An 18740-nucleotide genomic window follows, 5' to 3' on the forward strand; every position below is an offset into this window, starting at 1 on the left:
GGGACAGCGGATCGACACTCGGTGCGGCGCGACCGCGCTCAGGTGACCTGCAGGGTCAGTGGCGGGCCCGGATCCGGCGACAGCGGCACGTTCTCGCGCTGCAACAGCCAGGACGCGATGTTGTGGAACAGCGGCGCCATGCTGGTGCCGGGCTGGCCGTCGGCGGTGCGGTGCGGGTTGTCGGCCATGATGCCGATGACGTAGCGCGGATTGTCCGACGGCGCCAGCCCGGCGAAGGTGATCCAGTAGTGGTCGTCGTAGTAGCAGCCGCAGTTCGGGTTGATCTGCTGCGCGGTGCCGGTCTTGCCCGCGACCTGATAACCCTCGACGGCCGCCTGCCAGCCGGTGCCCTGCTGAATACCGCGCGGATCGCGTTGCACGGTGGCGCGCAACAGGTTGCGCACCGCGACCGCGGTCTCCGGCGAGACCACCCGGATCTCTTCCGGCGGCTCCTCCGGAGTGCGGGTGCCGTCGGCGGCGATGACGGACTTGATGATCCGCGGCGGGATCCGGACGCCGTCGTTGGCGACGGCCTGGTACATGCCGGTCATCTGCAGCAGGGTCATCGAAAGGCCCTGTCCGATGGGGAGGTTGGCGAACGAGCTGCCCGACCACTGATCGAGGGGCGGCACCAGGCCCGCACTCTCACCGGGCAGCCCGATGCCGGTGCGCCGGCCCAGGCCGAACTTGCCGAGCATGTCGTAGAAGCGTTCCGGACCGATGCGCTGGGCCAGCATCAGGGTGCCGACGTTGGAGGACTTCCCGAAAACCCCGGTGGTGGTGTAGGAGTCGACGCCGTGCTGCCACGCGTCGCGCACCGTGACGCCGCCCATGTCGATGGAACCCGGGACCGACAGCACCTCGTCGGGGTTGGTCAGGCCGAGTTCGATGGCCGTGGCGGCGGTGACGATCTTGTTCACCGAACCCGGTTCGAACGGTGAGGACACCGCCGGGTTGCCCATCTGCCGGTGCCCCTGGCGGCCGATGTCCTGGGACGGATCGAAGGTGTTGTCGTTCGCCATCGCCAGCACCTCACCGGATTTGGCATCCAGCACCACGGCCGACACGTTGGCCGCGCCGGAGACGTCCTTGACCTGCTGCACCTGCTGCTGCACATAGAACTGGATGTCGTCGTCGAGGGTGAGCTGAACGGTCGACCCGTCGACGGCCTCGTGCCGGTTGCGCATGCTGCCCGGGATCATCACCCCGTCCGAGCCGCGGTCATAGGTGACCGATCCGTCGGCGCCGGCCAACTTCGCGTCCATGGAATCTTCCAGGCCCAGCAGACCGTGGCCGTCCCAGTCGATGCCGCCGACGATGTTGGCGGCCAAGGACCCACCCGGGTACTGCCTGATGTCCTGGCGCTCGGACCCGACCTCGGGGAACTTGTCCATGATCGCCTCGGCGACAGCCGGATCGACCGCACGGGCCAGATACGCGAAGGTGTCCTTGCTGGTGAGCTTGGCGAGCACGGTCCTGGCGTCCGGCTTGTTGTTCAGTCGGGTGGCGATCTCGGCGGCGATCTCGCGGAGCCGGTCGTCGGGGTCGGGCTTGTCGGGGTCCTTGGCCTTGGCCTCTTCCAACTCCTTGCGGACCCGCACCGGCTGGAAGGTCAGCGCCCGCGCCTCGATGGTGAAGGCGAGCTTGTCGTCGTTGCGGTCGATGATGCTGCCGCGCACCGCCTTCTGCACATCGGTCACCTTGAGCTGACCGGCTGCTTCGGCGCGCAGCCCGGCGGCGTTGGAGATCTGCAGGTTGAACAGCTGAGCGGCGGCGACCACCAGAACCAGGAAGATGACCACGTTGCCGGCCCGGTGCCGGAACACGAACGACGAACTGCGCAAACCGGTTTGCGGCTCGGCGTGCCGGACCCGCCGGTCTGTCGCGACGTGTTCCTGGGTCTTCTTGGAGCGGCTCATGCGGCCGGTGCCCCGGGTGACTCGACGGGAAGCTCGGGCACCACAGCCGGGGCGGGGGCCGGGCCGATGTTCTCCATGCCGCCGACCGGGCCGGGCTGGGCGGGCAGTTCGGGAGCCGCCAGGTGCGGCAGCCCGTCAGCGGGCTGCAGATCGGCGGCCGGCGGCGCGGCGGCCGGGTCGACCGGGGCGGCCAACGGTGCCGCGGGATCGACCGGAACGACCGGCGCCGTCAGCGGCGTCGCGGCGGCCGGGGCGGGCGTCTCCCGAGGCGGTACCCGCACCACCACCTCGCGGGGATCGACGACCCGCGGCGCCGGCGCGGCGTCGGCGGGGCCCGGGCGCGCGGGGCGTCCGGGAGCGGAAGATTCCGGAACCGTGTCCGGCAGTGGCGTGTTCAGCGGCGGCGGGGGTACTCCCTCGGCCGGTTTGGGCGTGCCCACCACCACCCAGGCGCCGGTGGGATCCTGCACCAGATGGGCGGTGTCCCGGGACGGGATCATGCCCAGCCCGCGGGCGGCCTCGGCCAGTGCCGGCGGGGCCTGCGCCTCCAGTACGTCACGCTCGAGGGCTTCCTTCTGCTGCGCCAGAGCCTGATTCAGCTGGCGCGCATGGCCCAGCTGGTAGGAGCGTTCGGCGGCGTCGGTGGACAGCCACAGCGTCACGCCGAGCCCGAGGCCGAGCGCGCCGATGACCAGCACCACGAAGGGCACCCGGGAGACCAGCTCCCGCGGGTTGAATTCGATGGCCGCCAGCCGGGTGATCAATCGTTCCCGCAGTGGCGGGCGGACGACCTTGGGGGCCTTGGCCTTACGGGCCTTGGCGCGCGCCTTGGCCTGACTGGCGTTCTTGGGCCGGGCCGGCCCGTCGACCGGCCGGCGGACCGGGCTCGTCTTCGGGGCCGAGCGCTGCGGGCGCTGTTCGGGCGCGCTGCGGCGCTTGCGGGCCGGCGCCTCAGCAGCCCGCCCCCGGGCACGCTGGGGCTTCGCGCGGCGCGGCTCGTCGCTGCCACGCTCCGGCGCAGGTCGCTTCCCCCTCATGAGCCATCCTTTCCGGCAACCTTTTCCAACGCCCGCAAGCGCACCGAGGCGCTGCGCGGGTTTCGTTCGATCTCGTCGGCGTCGGCCTGCTCGGCCCCCCGGGTCAGTGATACGAATTCGGCCTCATAGCCCGGTAATTCGACCGGTAGGCCGGGCGGCGTGCGCGACGCCGTTGCGGCGGCGAACAGTCCCTTGACGATCTTGTCCTCCAGGGACTGGTAGGCCATCACCACGATGCGTCCTCCCCCGGACAGTGCGGCCAGCGAGGCGGGCAACGCCTCGCGCAGTGAGTCGAGTTCGGCGTTGACCGCGATCCGCAGCGCCTGGAAGGTGCGCTTGGCCGGGTGTCCGCCGGTACGCCGGGTGGCCGCCGGGATCGCCTCGTAGAGCAACTCGACCAGCTCGCCGGTGGTGCGCAGCGGTTGACGCGCCCGGCGTTTGACGATGCGGGAGGCTATCCGGCCGGCGAAGCGCTCCTCACCGTATTCGCGCAGCACCCGGGCCAGGGCTCGTTCGTCATAGGTGTTGAGGATGTCGGCCGCGGTCAGTTCGGCGTCGGGATCCATCCGCATGTCCAGCGGTGCATCGTGGGCGTAGGAGAAACCGCGGTCCACCCGATCCAGTTGCATCGAGGACACACCCAGGTCGAAAAGCACTCCGTCGACCGTGTCCTCGTCGCGGTCGGCCCAGTAGCCGTCGTAGCGGGTGCGGACGTAGCGGAACCGGTCGCCGAACGGGGCCAACCGCTCGGTGGCGATGCGCAGGGCGTTGGGGTCGCGGTCCAGTCCGACGACGTGCAACCCGGGCAGTTCGGTGAGAAAGCGTTCGGTGTGGCCGCCGGCACCGAGGGTGGCGTCCACCAGCACCGCGCCGGTGCCGTCAGGATGGTGCCGGGTCAGCGCGGGCTTGAGCAGTTCGACGCAGCGGTCGATGAGAACGGGAACGTGCCCGTGCGGGCCGGAGTCTTGAGGCACTGCGACTCCCCTGTCGCGATGAGATGCCCCTGCAACGGGGTCCCTGCCCGAGATGACGGACCTGGCGTCGGGGAAGTACGCCAGGGCCGGATCGGGCAGAGGCCGCGTTGCACGGGCATCGGGTTCAGATGATGTCGCGAAGAGTGTCATCGCTGGCCGCGGAGAAAGTCTCTTCGTGGGTCTCCTGGTACTGCTGCCAGGCCTGGGCATCCCAGATTTCGAGGTGCCCCAGCGAACCGGTCACCACGCAATCCTTGGACAGGTTGGCGTACCGGCGGTGTTCGGCCGACAGGGTGATGCGGCCCTGTGCGTCGGGATGCTGCTCATCGGCACCGGCCGCCAGGTTGCGCACATAGGCGCGGGCCTGCGGGTCGCTGCGCGATGCCGACATCGCCTTCTCGGCCAGCTTCTCGAACTCCGCACGCGGGTAGACAGCGAGGCTGTGATCTTGGCTCTTGGTGACCATCAACCCTCCTGCCAGTGCGTCGCGGAACTTGGCGGGCAGTGTGAGCCGCCCCTTGTCGTCGAGCTTGGGCGTGTAGGTACCGAGAAACATCTCGCCACCTCCGACCACTCGGTTGGATTCCGAGTCGTATCTGCCCGCTTCGCGAAGCTCCGGTTGCTCCGCTGTCCGCCACTTTACCCCACAATCCCCCACTTAGCTCCATTTGCTGCCACCAAGTTCCCCGGCGGCCCCACTCTGCGCCGCGCGATGCCCGGTCATCCGCCCCGGCGGGGCGGGCACGAACCCTCGCGCCAAGGAAAAAGACCAGCTCACGGCGGGAAAGCGCCGGGGTGGGCGCGATGTGGGGAGCGGTGGGGCAAAAGTGGGGTGCAGGCCCTGCGGGAGTCGACACGCCGCCGTGCCCGACCGGTTCACAGGCATAAAAAACGGGGTAGCTCGCGAATCGAGCTACCCCGGTGGGGAAATGTGGAGCGGGCCGGCCCGCTCACGCGCGACGGCCCGGGCGTCCTACTCGTCGAAGCGGCGGCGGAAGCGGTCCTCCATGCGGCTGGTGAACGATCCGCCGGTGTTCTTGTTGCGTTTGGACCGCGACGCCCCCGAGGACGACGCCGCCTTGTCGACCGGCACGGGTCCACGCGGCCCGGTGATGGCGAACACCACACCACCGAACATCACGATGAATCCGATGACGGAAAGGATCGGGAAGCTGCCGATCATGGTCGCCTTGATGGCCACGCCGGAAACCAGCATCGCCAGACCGACCACGAAGAGGGCGACGCCCTGTAAGCGACGGCGGGCCGACGGCCCTCGCAGATTGCCGCCTCGAACGCTGGAGGCGAATTTGGGGTCCTCGGCATAGAGCGCGCTTTCGATCTGGTCGAGCATGCGCTGCTCGTGGTCGGAGAGTGGCATCCGTCCCTCCTAGTCCGCGCCCTGGTCCCGGCTGGTCCGGAACCTCTCATCGTGTGCTGCACCCGCAGTCGCGGGCATCCGATCACCATGATACGAGGTCAATCTGAGCCGTACCACCTACTTCGTCCACGATTGTATGACCTCCGCCACCAAAGCCGGCCATCACCTCACCCGCATGAGCACAACCCCGAACTCGGGACCGATAATGAGGGTGATCGTCCGCGCCGACCGACCCCGTAGAAGGACCACCCGTTGCCGACATATCTGGTCGACCTCTCGGCCGAGGTCATGCGTCGACGGCTGAACGAGGCGCTCACGGTCTATGTGAATGCGATGCACTACCCGCGCGGAACCGAGGACCAGCGGGCCTCGATGTGGCTGGAGCACACCCGCCGGGCCGGATGGAAGGCCGTCGCCGCGCTGAGCACCCCGGAACCCGTTCCTGCAGGGCTTGTTCCTGACGGGCCGGCGGTCGAAGCGGCCGACCCGCAGGCATCCGCCGCGCTGGACACCGCGGAACTGCTCGGCGTCGCCTACGGCTACAGCGGCGCCCCCGACCAGTGGTGGCAGCAGCAGGTGGTGCACGGTCTGCGTCGCACCGGTGCCCACCCCGACCAGGCCGACGCGCTGCTCGGGGACTACTTCGAACTCACCGAGTTGCACATCCACCCACGCGCGCAGGGGCAGGGACTCGGTGAGGCCCTGGCCCGCCGACTGCTCAGCGGGCGGCCCGAGGCGCGGGTGCTGCTGTCCACGCCGGAGATCAACGGCGAGGCAAACCGCGCCTGGCGGCTGTACCGCCGACTCGGCTTCGGGGACGTCATCCGCGACTACCACTTCGCCGGGGATCCCCGCGCGTTCGCCATCCTGGGCCGGTCGCTGCCCCTGGACTGACCGGGTCTGGCACGATGACCGGGTGTCCGTGCGCCCCCGTCGCCACCGGCTTTCAGCCCTGGTCCTGCTGCTGTTGATCGTCGTGCCGTTCGCCGTGGGATGCGTGCGGGTGCGCGCCTCCATCACGGTGTCCCCCGACGACCGGGTCTCCGGTCAGATCGTTGCCGCCGCCAAGGCCCGCGACAGCGACGACAAGGGACCGCAGCTGCTGAACTCGCTGCCGTTCAGCAACAAGGTGGCCGTCTCCAGGTACGAACGCGGTGACTACGTCGGGTCCCAGGCGGTGTTCTCCGACCTGACGTTCGCCGAACTGCCCCAGCTGGCGAACATGAACCGGGACGCCGCGGGCGTGGACATCTCGCTGCGCCGCGCCGGCGACCTGGTGATCCTGGAAGGCCGGGTCGACCTGACCTCGCTGAGCGACCCCGAGGCGGACGTCTCGCTGAGCGTGTCGTTCCCCGGCGAGGTGACCTCCACCAACGGCGACCAGGTGTCCACCGGCGTCGTGGAGTGGAAGCTCAAGCCCGGCGTGGTGACCACGATGAACGCCCAGGCCCGCTTCACCGATCCGAGCGCCCGGTCGTTCACCGCCGCCGCGATCTGGCTCGGGATCGGATCGATGATCGTGGCCGGCATCATCGGCGCGCTGGCCTGGACGAGCCGCGACCGGTCACCGCGCGTCGGGTAACCCGCTCAGCTCGGCGGGCGTATTCGGTGCGGCGACTGCATAATTGCGTGCTGGTAGGCCCTCCGACTCCCATGAGTCGCCATGGAGGCTCTACGCTGAAGACGCTCGGGGGAGCACATCTGGACCAGAAAGGGGCGACCGCTGAGCGTGGATACAGCGGCACCGTCAGCCGCCGAGTTGGTGCACGCCGTCATCGAACAGCTGCGGCTGTACCTGGCCGAGCGTCGGCGTGACGCGGCCTACATCGGCAGCGAATACGCGGAGCTGACGGCAGCCCTCGAGGAGTTCGTACTGCGCGGCGGCAAGCGGGTACGCCCCGCATTCGCCTACTGGGGCTGGCGCGCGGTCGCCGGCCCGGACCGGCCGTCCGACGCCGATGCGCTGCGACTGTTCTCGGCACTGGAGCTGCTGCACGCCTGCGCACTGGCCCACGATGACGTGATCGACGCATCGGCCACCCGCCGCGGGCTGCCCACCGTGCACCGACACTTCGCCGACCTGCACCGGGAGAACAACTGGCGCGGGTCCGCCGAACAGTTCGGCCTGTCCGCGGCGATCCTGCTCGGCGACCTGTCGCTGGTCTGGGCCGACGACATCGTCGCCACCGCGGACCTGCCCGCCGATGCGCACCTGCGGGTGCAGAAGGTGTGGGCCGATATCCGTACCGAGGTGCTGGGCGGCCAGTACCTCGACATCGTCGCGGAATCCAAGGGCGCGGACTCGGTGTCCTCGGCGATGAACGTCAACACCTACAAGACCGCCTCCTACACCGTGTCGCGGCCGCTGCAACTGGGGGCGGCCGCCGCCGCCGACCGCCCGGATGTGCAGGCCATCTTCCATCAGATCGGCACCGACCTCGGGGTGGCCTTCCAGCTGCGCGACGACGTCCTCGGGGTGTTCGGCGACCCCGTGGTCACCGGCAAGCCGTCCGGAGACGATCTGCGTTCGGGCAAGCGCACCGTGCTGCTGGCCGAGGCCGTCGAACTGGCCGAGCAGACCGATCCGGCGGCCGCCAAACTGCTGCGCGAATCCATCGGCACCGAGCTGACCGATGTGGGCGTCAAGGAGGTGTGCATGGCCATCGAGTCCGTCGGTGCGCTGGCCGCCGTGGAGAGCCGCATCGCCATGCTGCACCGTCGCGCACTGGATGCCATCGAGCAGGCCAAGATCGATCCGCAGGCCAAGCTCGGGCTCGCCGAACTGGCCGGCCTGGCGTCGAATCGGCTCGCCTGAGGCGATGTCTACCCCGGTCTCGGTCGAGTCCACGAAAACCGGCCTCAGCGCGCACATCTCCAGGCTGCTGCTGTTCGCCGCATCACCGGAGGGCCGCCCGGCCCGGCTGGGATTCCTGGGCGCGGTGCTGATCACCGCAGGGGGTCTCGGCGCGGGCAGCACCCGCCTGCACGACCCGCTGCTGGAATCCCTGCACATGTCCTGGCTGCGCTTCGGGCACGGCCTGGTGCTGTCCTCGGTGCTGCTGTGGGGCGGCGTCGCGGTGATGCTGATGGCGTGGTTGTGGCTGGGCCGCCGCGTCGTCGACCGCTCGGCGTCCCAGTACACGATGCTGGCCACCACCGGCTTCTGGTTGGCGCCGCTGCTGCTGAGCGCCCCGGTGTTCAGCCGGGACACCTATTCCTATCTGGCGCAGGGCGCGTTGCTGCGGGACGGTTTCGACCCCTACGTCGTCGGTCCGATCGAGAACCCGAACTCCCTGCTCGACGACGTCAGCCCGATCTGGACCACCACCACCGCCCCGTACGGCCCGGCGTTCATCCTGGTGGCCAAGTTCGTCACGATGGTCGTCGGCAACAACGTCGTCGAGGGCACCATGCTGCTGCGGCTGTGCATGCTGCCCGGGCTGGCGCTGCTGATCTGGGCGACGCCCCGCATCGCCCGGCACATCGGCGCGAACTCCGCTGCTGCCCTGTGGATCTGCGTGCTCAATCCGTTGGTGATCATCCACCTGATGGGTGGCGTGCACAACGAGATGCTGATGGTCGGGTTGATGATGGCCGCCATCGCGCTGACCTTCAGCGGCCGTCCGGTCCTGGGCGTCGGCTTCATCGCCACCGCGGTGGCGGTCAAGGCCACCGCCGGGATCGCGCTGCCGTTCATGGTGTGGGTCTGGATGCGGCGGCTGCGCGACACCCGCGGCTACCACCCGGTCGCGGCCTTCGCCGTCGCGACCGCGGCATCCGCGGTCATCTTCGGTGCGGTGTTCGCGGTGCTGTCCTGGCTGGCCGGAGTCGGGCTGGGCTGGCTGACCGCGCTGGCGGGTTCGGTGAAGATCATCAACTGGCTCACCCTGCCCACGGCGGCGGCCAACCTGATCGACGTCATCGGCGGGCTGGTCATGCCGGTCAACTTCTACGCCGTGCTGGAAGTCACCCGCATTCTCGGCATCGCCACCATCGCCATCTCACTTCCGTTGCTGTGGTGGCGTTTTCGGCATACCGACCGGGACGCGCTGACCGGGACCGCGCTGGCGCTGGGCGTGGTGGTGCTGTTCGTGCCCGCCGCGTTGCCCTGGTACTACACCTGGCCGCTGGCGGTGCTCTCGACCCTGTGGCAGAGCCGTGCCGCCATCGCGCTGATCGCCGGGTTCTCCACCTGGATCATGGTGATCTTCAAACCCGACGGCGCGCACGGCATGTATTCGTGGATCCATGTCGGCCTGGCGACCGCGTGCGCCATCGCGGCGTGGTATTCGCTGTCCCGGGCGCCGGAAGAACCCGCGGCCCAGTAAGCCCCCGACCGCTGGCGGTCTAGTAAGCCCCCGACCGCTGGCGGTCTAGTAAGCCGAAGCCTGGGCCCGGCGGATCACCTCACGGGCCTGATGTGAGCGCAGGGCGTCCACCGGCCGGGCGTTCTCCAGCTGTTCGGTGCTGCCGTCGCGGCTCAACGTCAGCGACGGATCCGGGGTGAACAGCCAGCGCATCGCCTCGGTGGTGTCGAAGCCGCCGTCCCTGAGCACGACCAGCAGCCCCGGAAGCGGTTTCACCACACCGCCGTTCTCGTCGAAGAACACCTTCGGCACGACGATGGAGCCGTTGCGGCGCACCGCCATCAGATGCCCATCGCGCAGGTGCTGGTGCACCTTGCTGACCGAGACGCCGAGTAGCTTCGACACCTCCGACAGGTCGAGAACCGCTTCGTCGGGATCGAGGATGTCTTTGGCCGCCGGAATGCTCACGGACAGATTCTAGGCTGCCCGGATCCCGCCCGGAGTACGACGCCGCGATCCGTACCATGTCTGCGGTGGAGACCTACCAGCGTCCGGACCCGCTCGTCGGCACCGCGCTGGAGGGGCGTTACCGCGTCGACGCCGTGATCGCCACCGGTGGGATGTCGACGGTGTACCGCGGACTGGACACCCGACTGGACCGCCCGGTAGCGCTCAAGGTGATGGATGCCCGGTATTCCGGGGACAGCCAGTTCCTGGCCCGGTTCCAGCGCGAGGCCAAGGCGGTGGCCCGACTCAAGGGCGAAGGCCTGGTCGCGGTGTACGACCAGGGCGGCGGAGCCGCCTACTCAGATGGATCCACGCCCGGGCACCCGCCCTTCCTGGTCATGGAATTGGTCGAGGGCGGCACCCTGCGCGAGTTACTGCGCGAACGCGGGCCGATGCCGCCGCACGCGGCCGCCGCGGTGCTGCTGCCGATCTGCAACGGGCTGGCGGTGGCGCATGCCGCGGGGCTGGTGCACCGCGACGTGAAGCCGGAGAACGTGCTGATCTCGGATGCCGGTGAGGTCAAGATCGCCGACTTCGGGCTGGTGCGCGCGGTCGCCGAGGCGGGCATCACCTCCACCAGCGTGATCCTGGGCACCGCGGCCTACCTGTCCCCCGAGCAGGTCGCCTCCGGGGAATCGGACCCGCGCAGCGACGTGTACGCGGTGGGGATCCTGGCCTACGAACTGCTCACCGGACGCACCCCGTTCACCGGGGACACCGCGCTGTCGGTGGCCTACCAGCGGATGGACCACGATGTGCCGCCGCCGAGTTCGGCGATCGCCGGGGTACCCCCGCAGTTCGACGAACTGGTGCGCCGGGCCACCGACCGTGATCCGGGCGCCCGATTCGCCGACGCCGACGCCCTCGGCGCCGCACTCGCCGATCTGGTCGACGAACTCGGGCTGCCGCCGTTCCGGGTACCCGCACCCCAGCAGTCGGCACAACACCGTGCCGCCACCGCATTCCACAGCCGGGTCGGGTCGGCCCCCACCACCGACGTGCGCCCGACACAATCCCACCGCGATACCCGGGTCTTCACCCCCGCCGAGTGGCAGCACCAGCCGGAACCGGTCGCCGATTTCGGCCACCACGATGACGAGCTCGAATACCACCCCGCCGCATCACAATTCGCCGGTATCGACATCGACGAGTTCCACTGGGCCCGGCAGCGCAGCAGGCGTGCCCTGCTGGCCTGGGTGGTCGTTGTGCTGATCCTGGCCGGACTGGCGGCCGCCGGCGGCTGGACGTTGGGCAACAACCTGCACACGCTGCTCTGACGTCTGAGCCCAGGGCTAGTCGCGGAGCATCTCCGCGGTGCTCAATCGCGGAGCATCTCCGCAGCGCTCAATCGCGGAGCATCTCCGCGACCAGGAACGCCAGCTCCAGGGACTGCTGGGTGTTCAGCCGTGGATCGCAGGCCGTCTCGTAGCGGCCGGACAGATCGGAGTCCGAGATGTCCTGGGCGCCACCGAGACATTCGGTGACGTTCTCCCCGGTGATCTCGACGTGGATGCCGCCGGGATGCGTGCCCAGCGCGCGGTGCACCTCGAAGAAGCCCTGCACCTCGTCGACGATGCGGTCGAAGTGCCGCGTCTTGTAGCCGGTGGACGACTCGTGGGTGTTGCCGTGCATCGGATCGCACTGCCAGATCACCTGGTGCCCGGACGCTTCGACCTTCTCGATGATGGCGGGCAGCACATCGCGTACCTTCTGGTTGCCCATCCGGCTGATCAGGGTCAACCGGCCGGCCTCGTTGCGCGGGTCGAGGCGCTCGACATACTCGACGGCCAGCTCCGGTGAGGTGGTCGGCCCGATCTTGATACCGATCGGGTTGGCGATCACCTCGGCCAGCGCCACGTGGGCACCGTCGATCTGGCGGGTGCGCTCCCCGATCCAAAGGTAGTGCGCCGACAGGTCATAGAGCTTCGGGTCGGTGGCGGCCGCCGCGGCATCGGCGGCGTCGACCGGCGAGGATCCGGTGTCCATCCGCAGCATGGCGCGTTCGTAGTCGAGCACCAGCGCCTCGTGGCTGGCGAAGATCTCGGCGGTGTCCAGGTTGCGGTCGTTGACCCCGCAGGCGGTCATGAACTTCATGCCGCGGTCGATCTCGCCGGCCAGCGCCTCATAGCGGGCTCCGGCCGGTGAGGTGCGCACGAACTCGCGGTTCCAGTCGTGCACCTGGTGCAGCGACGCGAGCCCCGACGAGGTCAGCGCGCGGACCAGGTTCATCGCCGCACTGGCGTTCGCGTACGCGCGTACCAGTCGGGACGGGTCGTGATCGCGGACGGAGGCGTCCGGCGCGAAACCGTTCACCATGTCCCCGCGGTAGGACTTCAGGCCGAGCGCATCGGTGTCCGAGGAACGGGGCTTGGCGTACTGGCCCGCGATCCGCGCGACCTTGACCACCGGCATGCTGGAGCCGTAGGTCAGCACCACGGCCATCTGCAGCAGGGTCCGGATATTGGCCCGGATGTGCGGCTCGGTGTTGTCCACGAACGTCTCGGCGCAGTCGCCGCCCTGCAGCAGGAACGCCTCGCCCCGGGCGACGGCGGCCAGCTGGGTCTTGAGCTTCTCGACCTCGGAGGCCACCGTGATCGGCGGGACGCTCTCCAGCACGGTGCGCATGGCCTTGGCCTGATCGGGGTCCCAGCTGGGCTGCTGCAGCGCCGGCTTGGCCAGGGCGGCGTCAAGACGCTTGCGCAGATCCACGGGCAGCGGCGGAAGTGCGGGCAGCTGGTCGATGGGCACGTCGACGGTCCAGTTCACCGCTCCATGGTAACCGCGCGACCTCCGCCGATTTACCGGCCATACCCGCAGCTCAGCGGGTCACCCTCAGGAGCGCACCGCCCAGTCCCCCTGGTCGGTCATCAGCTCGTAGCGGCGCAGGTTGTGCCGGGCGTCGACCAGCGCATCGTGCGCGTCCCGGGGGCGCGGTGGCATCCGCGGTGAGCCCTTGTCCTCCCAGAACTGGCGCAACTCGCGGGTGAACCGGGGTATCGCCGGCGGCAGATCGGTCATCGGCCCCCACAGCTGGCACAGCACCACGTGGTCGTAGGCGCCCACCCAGGCCCACAGTTCGATCGGCTCGTCGCCGTCGATGTCGAAGAAGTCCTCGAGCTCGCTGCGGATCTGGCGGCGCGAGCGCCACAGCTTCGACGACGGCGACGGCAGTTTGGGCAGCACATTCTTGCGCACCCAGCTCCCCGCCCGCTCCGGATCGAATTCCGTTGAGATGGCGTAATATTCGCGACCGTCCTCGGCGGCCACACCGATCGAGATGAGCTCGATGGTGCGACCGTTGTCGATGAACTCGGTGTCGTAGAAATAACGCACTTCAGCGGGCTCCCTCGGTTTCTGCAGGCACAGCGGGCGCCGGAGCAGCGTGAATCTCGCGGTCCAGTTCCTCGTCGACCTTGGCATCGTCCGGGAAATGCGGCTCGCCCGCGACGATGTGCTGAACCCACAACTTCGCCTGCACCACCGGTCTGCGCAACCGGCGTTCCCGTTCCAGCGCCTTGTGCATCTTGCGAGGTCGCATCGTATAACGCCAGCGGGCCCACGGCGCGTGCGGCCGCGACAACCGGATTGCGCCGATGAACAGCAGCGGGGTGATGAACATGCCCACCAGGCCGGTCCACACCTTGCCCTTCATCAGCACCACCACCGCCAGCGCGAGGGTGAGCACGGCCGTCACGATCACGGCCGCGCGTGCCTCCAGGGTGTCGTCGGCCCGCCAGATGTCGATATCGAAGAAGGACAGCGGGTTGAACCCGAGGATGAGCAGACCCGCGACGGCGATCGCCACGAACACGGCGTCCACCGAGGTGCGGCCGTCCTCGGCCCAGTACACGTCCTGCAGGTGCAGGATCAGCGCGAACTCGTCGAGCACCAGGGCCGCGCCCATACCGAAAAGGACTGCCGCGACGGTGAACTCCGCCACTCCCCCGTTGACCGCCAGGGTCACCATCGTCACCCCGGACACCATCACCAGGATGACGCCGAAGACCACGTGGTGCAGGTGTACGCCACCACCCACCGACAGGTTCCGGGGCTGCCACCACCTGCGCGGCGCACCGGTGCTCGGATGGCTGCGGATATAGCGGACGATGAGACGGGTAACGAAGAACGTCAGGATGAACGCGATCAGGCAACACAGCAGCGGTAGGCGGTCACTGGTGACGAAGTCCAGTCCGACGTTCAGGTGCACGGTCGCAAAAGATACGCCGCTGAGCACCCATCGGCCGGTATCAGCCGGTGTGTGCCGTCCGCCGCGTCGCCCGCCCCCGATAGGCTGGTCGGCGACATGAGGATTCGGAGTTCGCCCGTCGGGGCTGGTGGGCGATCGGTCCTTGAGCGGGCCGGCGCGGGACAGTTGGTGGCATGGCGGCTGTTCCAGCTGGCCACCCTGGCGCTGCTGGCGTGGGCGGGCTGGCGCCTGCTCGGCCAGGCGATCTACCGCATCGACATCGACGTGTACCGGATGGGCGGGCGGGCCTGGCTGGACGGGACCGAGCTGTACAACGACGCCACCGTCTTCGAGACTCAGGCGGGCCTGGACCTGCCGTTCACCTATCCGCCGCTGGCGGCCGTCGCGTTCGCCCCGTTCGCCTGGCTGTCGTTGCCCGCGGCGAGCGCGGCGATCACCGTGACGACGCTGGTGCTGCTGATCGTGTCGACCCACATCGTGTTGACCCGGCTGCGGGTGTGGGAGACCTCGTCGCTGCGCGCGCCGGCCTGGGCCCGCCGGCTGTGGCTGGCTGTCGCGCTGGTGGCGCCGGCGGTGGTGTTCCTCGAACCCATCCGGGCCAATTTCGATTTCGGCCAGATCAACGTGGTGCTGATGACGCTGGTGATCGCCGACTGCGTCCCGCGTCGCACGCCCTGGCCGCGCGGGCTGCTGCTCGGCCTGGCCATCGCGGTGAAGCTGACCCCGGCGGTGTTCCTGCTGTACTTCCTGCTGCGCCGCGACATCCGCGCACTGCTGGTGACGACGGCGTCGGCGGCCGGGGCCACGTTGCTCGGGTTCGCGCTGGCCTGGCGGGACTCCTGGGTGTACTGGACCGAGACGCTGCGGGATACCGACCGGATCGGGTCCGCGACGCTGAACACCAACCAGAACATCTCCGGCATGCTGGCCAGGCTCGGCGCCGGCGAGGACGCGCGCTTCCTGCTGTGGGTCGCGCTGTGCTTCGCGGTTCTGGGTCTGACGGTGTGGGCCGGCCACCGGCTGCTCCGGGCCGGTGGACCCGATGGCGACGAGGCAGTGCTGGCCCTGGTCTGCGTGGCGATGTTCGGCCTGGCGGTGTCCCCGGTGTCCTGGTCGCATCACTGGGTGTGGGTGCTGCCGGCCGTGGTGGTCGCCCTGGTGCTCGGGGTTCGGCACCGCAACCTGGCGCTGGTCCTCGTCGGTCTGGCGGGATTGGCGCTGACGATCTGGACGCCGATCACCCTGATGCCCGCACACCAGGAGACGGCTGCGACGCTGTGGCGCCGGTTGGCCGGCGGCTCGTATCTGTGGTGGGCGCTGCTGATGATCGTCGCGGCGGGCCTGCTGCCCGGCAGGCGGAACCGGGCCGGGCGCGAGAAACCCGCCGACGCGCTGCCCGCGGCGAACTGACCGGCGCTATCCCGCCTTGGCGGTGACGGCGGCCTTGGCGGTGACGGCGGCGGCCTTCTCGGCCTGCTGCTTGAGATCTGCGGCGTACAGGTCGACGTACTCCTGGCCGGACAGCTGCATGAGCTCGTACATCACCTCGTCGATGACGGCCCGCTCGATGAACCGGTTGCCGGCCAGCCCCTCGAACCGGCTGAAGTCCATCGGCTTGCCGAACCGCACCTCGACCCGGCCGAAGTGCCACATCCTGCTGCCGGGCGGGTTGACGACGTCGGTGCCGACCATGGCGACCGGGATGACCGGGATACCGCTCTCCAGGGCGACCCGGGCCAGCCCGGTCTTGCCCTTGTAGAGCCGGCCGTCCGGCGAGCGGGTGCCCTCCGGGTACATCCCGAGCAGCTTGCCCTCGCCGAGGATGCGCTGCGCCGTGGTCAAGGCTGCCTGCGCGGAATCCGCATCGGTGCGGTCGATCGGCACCTGGTTGGTCGAGGTGTAGAAGAACTTCGTCAGCTTGCCCTTGAGACCGGTGCCGGTGAAGTACTCGGCCTTTGCCAGGAAGGTGATCCGGCGCTTGACCACCAGCGGGAGGTAGAAACTGTCCGCGACGGCCAGATGGTTACTGGCCAGAATGACCGCGCCCGAGTCCGGAACATACTCCAGCCCTTGCACTTTCGGCCGGCCCAACAGGGTCAGCAACGGGCCCATCAAGATGTACTTGTAGAACCAGAACCACATGGACCCTCCTGCGACGCCACCCGGGGACCAGGACCGGGCCGGACGGGGTCAACTCTACCCAGCCGCGGTGGGTGCGACCACAGAGAGTCGAGCGGATCGACCCCGTCTCTTCCGCGGCGCTGTCGGGCTGCGGCCTACTCGTCGAAGGTCACCGGGATCTGCTCGTAGCGGCTGCCCCCGTTCGGCGGCGTACCGCCGTCTGAAGCCGGCGGCGGTGGTGGCGGCTGCGGGGCCGCGGTATCGGCGGGGTCGCCGACCATCGCCCGGATCACCGTCAGCAGCGCGACACTGTGTTCGGCGACCACCGTGAGCAGCGGGTGCTGTTCCCCGTTGACCAGCGCCGCGAGCGCGCAGACCGGGCACCACACCTGCTGGCACGGGCCGGGGCCCGCGCCGTCGGAGGTCGCCCGCGCGGCGGCCAGTCGCACCGCGGGGTCGAGTTTGTCCAGGATGGCCTGGGCCAATTGCCGCAGCTCCGGTGGGATCTCGGAGTGGGTGCTCATGCCTGGGCCCCCGTCATTTGGGCCACACTGCTGGATCCGGTCTGAAACGTACTGTCAATTCCCCGCCCCGAAATTGTGCGTCGAACACGATGCAGCGCCGCAAGACCGACGCCAGCCGAACCCGCCGCCGCATCCCGCCGGAGCCGATGATGAGGTCATCGTCGACCCGGCCGAGCGTCAATGCACCGGGGTCGACCTGCGGCAACTCTAACCGCATCCGGTAGACGGCATCGAGACCGGTTCCGGACTCCCGGTCCACCACCGGCCGCAGCGGCGCAGGCGGCGGGGAACCGTCACGCAACCGGGCGGCCTCGAGCAGCTCGCCGAGCGCCTTGGGCCCGATCGGTTCACCCGGCAGATGCGGCACCAACACCAGCTTGACGTCACCGATGGCCGAATCCAGCTCGTCGAGCACCACCTGCTGCTCGGCAATCCGTTCGGAGTACCAGTCGAACGCCGGATGAGCGGGCAGGTTCTGGTACTCGAACGAGTCGTCCTGCACCAGAATCTGATTGACCAGCAATTCCGCGACCGGCACGCCCATCAGCGTCAGCGCACCCAGCGTCCGGGCCGCTTCGGCGGCGACCACCCGCTCGGCGGTGAGCACCAGGTGCGCACCGACCCGTGACGCGTCCGCGAGCAGGGCCGACAGCCGTTCGGTGCCGTCGGCCACCCGCTCCAGCAGGGCCAGCATGGCCGCCGAGGCCGGATCGGCGGGCGGCTGCCCGAGACGCCGGTACCGCGGCCAGGCCCGCTCCAGGTAGAGCCCGAAGGTGGCGGGCAGGGTGAGCATCCGCAGGGCGTCCGCGGTGGATGCGCAGTCCACCACCACGTGGTCCCACTCACCGGACTCGGCGAGCTCGGCCACCTCATGCAGGCCGAGCACCTCCTGGATCCCCGGTAGGGCCGACAGCTCTTCGGGGGCAACGGTTCCCAGCTCGGACTGGGGGAACTTCTCCTCCAGGATGCCGGCGATCTCCCGCCACCGGACCTCCAGCAGGGCCAGCGTGTCCAGGGCGAGTGCGTCCAGCGATCCCCCGGATCCGGCACGGCCACCGTCACCGCCCCCGATATCCAGATCGGCGAACACCCGGGTCGGCTCACGCCGTCCGGTCGGGACGACGCTGACGCCCAGCACATCGCCGGTGGAGTGCGCCTGGTCGGTGGACACGATGAGCACCCGCAGACCGCTGCGCGCATCACGCACAGCGGTGGCTGTCGCCAACGTGGACTTGCCTACCCCGCCCTTGCCGACGAACAGGTTGATCCGGGCGGGCGCTTGCTCGGAATTCAGTGCACCCCCACCTCGACTCGCTTCTTGAGGTCCTTGAGTGCGGTGTCCGTCAGCCGCCGTTCGGCCTTCCGTTTCAGCAGACCGATCATCGGAATGATCAGATCGACGGAGAGCTCGTAGGTGACCTCGGTGCCAGAGCCCTTGGGAGACAACCGGTATGCGCCTTCCAGCGCACGCAACAGCGAGCTGGACACCAGCGTCCAGGTGACCGATCGGCGGTCGTCGGCCCAAAGGTATGCGAGCACCATGGTGTCTTTGAGCACCGCGGCATCCAGCACCAGCCGGGCCGTCTTCGGATTGCCCGCACCGTCGGTGTCGAGCACCTCGGCCTCGGTGTACTCCGCGACCCAGTCCGGATAGGCACCGATGTCGGCGATGACGTCCATCACCGCCGAGGGATCGGCCTCGATGTAGATCGTCTGCGCCGTCTTCTCCGCCACGTCACGAAATCTACCCGCACCCCCGACGGGCC

The 18740-nt window shown here is 69.1% G+C and carries 19 protein-coding genes; 6 read left to right on the forward strand and 13 right to left on the reverse strand.

What is annotated here, in order from left to right; translation table 11 throughout:
* Positions 1–38: 38 nt before the first annotated feature.
* From K0O62_RS17690 to K0O62_RS17710, 5 genes are all read right to left on the reverse strand, one after another.
* Positions 39–1919 (reverse strand): peptidoglycan D,D-transpeptidase FtsI family protein, encoded by a 1881-nt coding sequence (locus tag K0O62_RS17690; protein WP_073854156.1) that lies wholly within the window; start codon positions 1917–1919, stop codon positions 39–41.
* Entirely contained in the window at positions 1916–2956 is a 1041-nt protein-coding gene (gene ftsL, locus K0O62_RS17695) for a cell division protein FtsL (protein WP_073854154.1), read from the reverse strand. Before ftsL ends, K0O62_RS17690 begins: the two co-directional genes overlap by 4 nt.
* Complete coding sequence (gene rsmH, locus K0O62_RS17700; RefSeq protein WP_079244342.1) at positions 2953–4080, reverse strand: 16S rRNA (cytosine(1402)-N(4))-methyltransferase RsmH; 1128 nt, start codon at positions 4078–4080, stop codon at positions 2953–2955. The genes ftsL and rsmH overlap by 4 nt, the downstream gene beginning before the upstream one ends.
* On the reverse strand, positions 4055–4486 hold the full coding sequence (gene mraZ / locus K0O62_RS17705) for a division/cell wall cluster transcriptional repressor MraZ (RefSeq protein WP_073854151.1): 432 nt from the start codon (positions 4484–4486) through the stop codon (positions 4055–4057). The genes rsmH and mraZ overlap by 26 nt, the downstream gene beginning before the upstream one ends.
* A 417-nt stretch (positions 4487–4903) precedes the next feature.
* Positions 4904–5308 (reverse strand): SCO2097 family morphological protein, encoded by a 405-nt coding sequence (locus K0O62_RS17710; RefSeq protein ID WP_073854149.1) that lies wholly within the window; start codon positions 5306–5308, stop codon positions 4904–4906.
* Between the two features lie 252 nt (positions 5309–5560).
* On the opposite strand from K0O62_RS17710, the gene K0O62_RS17715 reads away from it, so the two are divergent.
* From K0O62_RS17715 to K0O62_RS17730, 4 genes are all read left to right on the forward strand, one after another.
* Positions 5561–6202 (forward strand): GNAT family N-acetyltransferase, encoded by a 642-nt coding sequence (locus tag K0O62_RS17715; protein ID WP_073854147.1) that lies wholly within the window; start codon positions 5561–5563, stop codon positions 6200–6202.
* A 22-nt stretch (positions 6203–6224) separates the two neighbouring features.
* Entirely contained in the window at positions 6225–6890 is a 666-nt protein-coding gene (locus tag K0O62_RS17720) for an LppM family (lipo)protein (protein ID WP_073854145.1), read from the forward strand.
* A gap of 147 nt (positions 6891–7037) precedes the next feature.
* The gene (idsA2, locus tag K0O62_RS17725; RefSeq protein ID WP_073854143.1) at positions 7038–8123 is read left to right on the forward strand and encodes a bifunctional (2E,6E)-farnesyl/geranyl diphosphate synthase; all 1086 of its coding nucleotides are present in this window, start codon (positions 7038–7040) and stop codon (positions 8121–8123) included.
* A gap of 4 nt (positions 8124–8127) precedes the next feature.
* Positions 8128–9636 (forward strand): alpha-(1->6)-mannopyranosyltransferase A, encoded by a 1509-nt coding sequence (locus K0O62_RS17730; protein ID WP_073854142.1) that lies wholly within the window; start codon positions 8128–8130, stop codon positions 9634–9636.
* Between the two features lie 45 nt (positions 9637–9681).
* Here the strand turns inward: K0O62_RS17730 and K0O62_RS17735 are convergent, their stop codons facing one another.
* On the reverse strand, positions 9682–10083 hold the full coding sequence (locus K0O62_RS17735; RefSeq protein ID WP_073854140.1) for an Rv2175c family DNA-binding protein: 402 nt from the start codon (positions 10081–10083) through the stop codon (positions 9682–9684).
* Positions 10084–10139: 56 nt separating this feature from the next.
* Here K0O62_RS17735 and K0O62_RS17740 point away from each other — a divergent pair, with 56 nt between their 5' ends.
* Entirely contained in the window at positions 10140–11399 is a 1260-nt protein-coding gene (locus K0O62_RS17740) for a protein kinase domain-containing protein (RefSeq protein WP_073854138.1), read from the forward strand.
* A gap of 67 nt (positions 11400–11466) precedes the next feature.
* On the opposite strand, the gene K0O62_RS17745 is transcribed toward K0O62_RS17740, so the two are convergent.
* The 3 genes from K0O62_RS17745 to K0O62_RS17755 form a co-directional block, all read right to left on the reverse strand.
* Positions 11467–12888, reverse strand: a complete 1422-nt coding sequence (locus tag K0O62_RS17745; protein ID WP_073854136.1) for a class II 3-deoxy-7-phosphoheptulonate synthase — start codon at positions 12886–12888, stop codon at positions 11467–11469.
* A 66-nt stretch (positions 12889–12954) separates the two neighbouring features.
* Positions 12955–13455: a polyadenylate-specific 3'-exoribonuclease AS gene (locus K0O62_RS17750; RefSeq protein ID WP_073854134.1), complete on the reverse strand. Its 501-nt coding sequence runs from the start codon at positions 13453–13455 to the stop codon at positions 12955–12957.
* Position 13456: 1 nt separating this feature from the next.
* Entirely contained in the window at positions 13457–14329 is an 873-nt protein-coding gene (locus K0O62_RS17755; protein WP_165636938.1) for a hypothetical protein, read from the reverse strand.
* A gap of 96 nt (positions 14330–14425) precedes the next feature.
* Between K0O62_RS17755 and K0O62_RS17760 the strand changes: the two genes are divergently transcribed.
* Positions 14426–15739 (forward strand): glycosyltransferase 87 family protein, encoded by a 1314-nt coding sequence (locus K0O62_RS17760; RefSeq protein ID WP_079244343.1) that lies wholly within the window; start codon positions 14426–14428, stop codon positions 15737–15739.
* 6 nt (positions 15740–15745) lie between these two features.
* Here the strand turns inward: K0O62_RS17760 and K0O62_RS17765 are convergent, their stop codons facing one another.
* From K0O62_RS17765 to K0O62_RS17780, 4 genes are all read right to left on the reverse strand, one after another.
* The gene (locus K0O62_RS17765) at positions 15746–16471 is read right to left on the reverse strand and encodes a lysophospholipid acyltransferase family protein (protein ID WP_073854128.1); all 726 of its coding nucleotides are present in this window, start codon (positions 16469–16471) and stop codon (positions 15746–15748) included.
* A 134-nt stretch (positions 16472–16605) separates the two neighbouring features.
* Positions 16606–16974, reverse strand: a complete 369-nt coding sequence (locus K0O62_RS17770; RefSeq protein ID WP_073854126.1) for a hypothetical protein — start codon at positions 16972–16974, stop codon at positions 16606–16608.
* A gap of 13 nt (positions 16975–16987) precedes the next feature.
* Positions 16988–18268 carry an ArsA family ATPase gene (locus K0O62_RS17775; RefSeq protein ID WP_073854425.1) on the reverse strand — a complete coding sequence of 427 codons (1281 nt, stop codon included), beginning with the start codon at positions 18266–18268 and terminating at the stop codon, positions 16988–16990.
* The gene (locus K0O62_RS17780) at positions 18265–18708 is read right to left on the reverse strand and encodes an SRPBCC family protein (RefSeq protein WP_073854423.1); all 444 of its coding nucleotides are present in this window, start codon (positions 18706–18708) and stop codon (positions 18265–18267) included. The genes K0O62_RS17775 and K0O62_RS17780 overlap by 4 nt, the downstream gene beginning before the upstream one ends.
* Positions 18709–18740: the final 32 nt, after the last annotated feature.

The organism is Mycolicibacterium diernhoferi (assembly GCF_019456655.1).
In the GTDB taxonomy this organism is placed as follows: Bacteria; Actinomycetota; Actinomycetes; order Mycobacteriales; family Mycobacteriaceae; genus Mycobacterium; species Mycobacterium diernhoferi.

Coding starts and splice junctions, on each gene's coding strand:
- K0O62_RS17690 (WP_073854156.1), bottom strand. CDS start 1,919: ATGAGCCGCTCCAAGAAGACCCAGGAACACGTCGCGACAGACCGGCGG.
- ftsL (WP_073854154.1), bottom strand. CDS start 2,956: ATGAGGGGGAAGCGACCTGCGCCGGAGCGTGGCAGCGACGAGCCGCGC.
- rsmH (WP_079244342.1), bottom strand. CDS start 4,080: ATGACACTCTTCGCGACATCATCTGAACCCGATGCCCGTGCAACGCGG.
- mraZ (WP_073854151.1), bottom strand. CDS start 4,486: ATGTTTCTCGGTACCTACACGCCCAAGCTCGACGACAAGGGGCGGCTC.
- K0O62_RS17710 (WP_073854149.1), bottom strand. CDS start 5,308: ATGCCACTCTCCGACCACGAGCAGCGCATGCTCGACCAGATCGAAAGC.
- K0O62_RS17730 (WP_073854142.1), top strand. CDS start 8,128: ATGTCTACCCCGGTCTCGGTCGAGTCCACGAAAACCGGCCTCAGCGCG.
- K0O62_RS17740 (WP_073854138.1), top strand. CDS start 10,140: ATGTCTGCGGTGGAGACCTACCAGCGTCCGGACCCGCTCGTCGGCACC.
- K0O62_RS17760 (WP_079244343.1), top strand. CDS start 14,426: ATGAGGATTCGGAGTTCGCCCGTCGGGGCTGGTGGGCGATCGGTCCTT.
- K0O62_RS17765 (WP_073854128.1), bottom strand. CDS start 16,471: ATGTGGTTCTGGTTCTACAAGTACATCTTGATGGGCCCGTTGCTGACC.
- K0O62_RS17770 (WP_073854126.1), bottom strand. CDS start 16,974: ATGAGCACCCACTCCGAGATCCCACCGGAGCTGCGGCAATTGGCCCAG.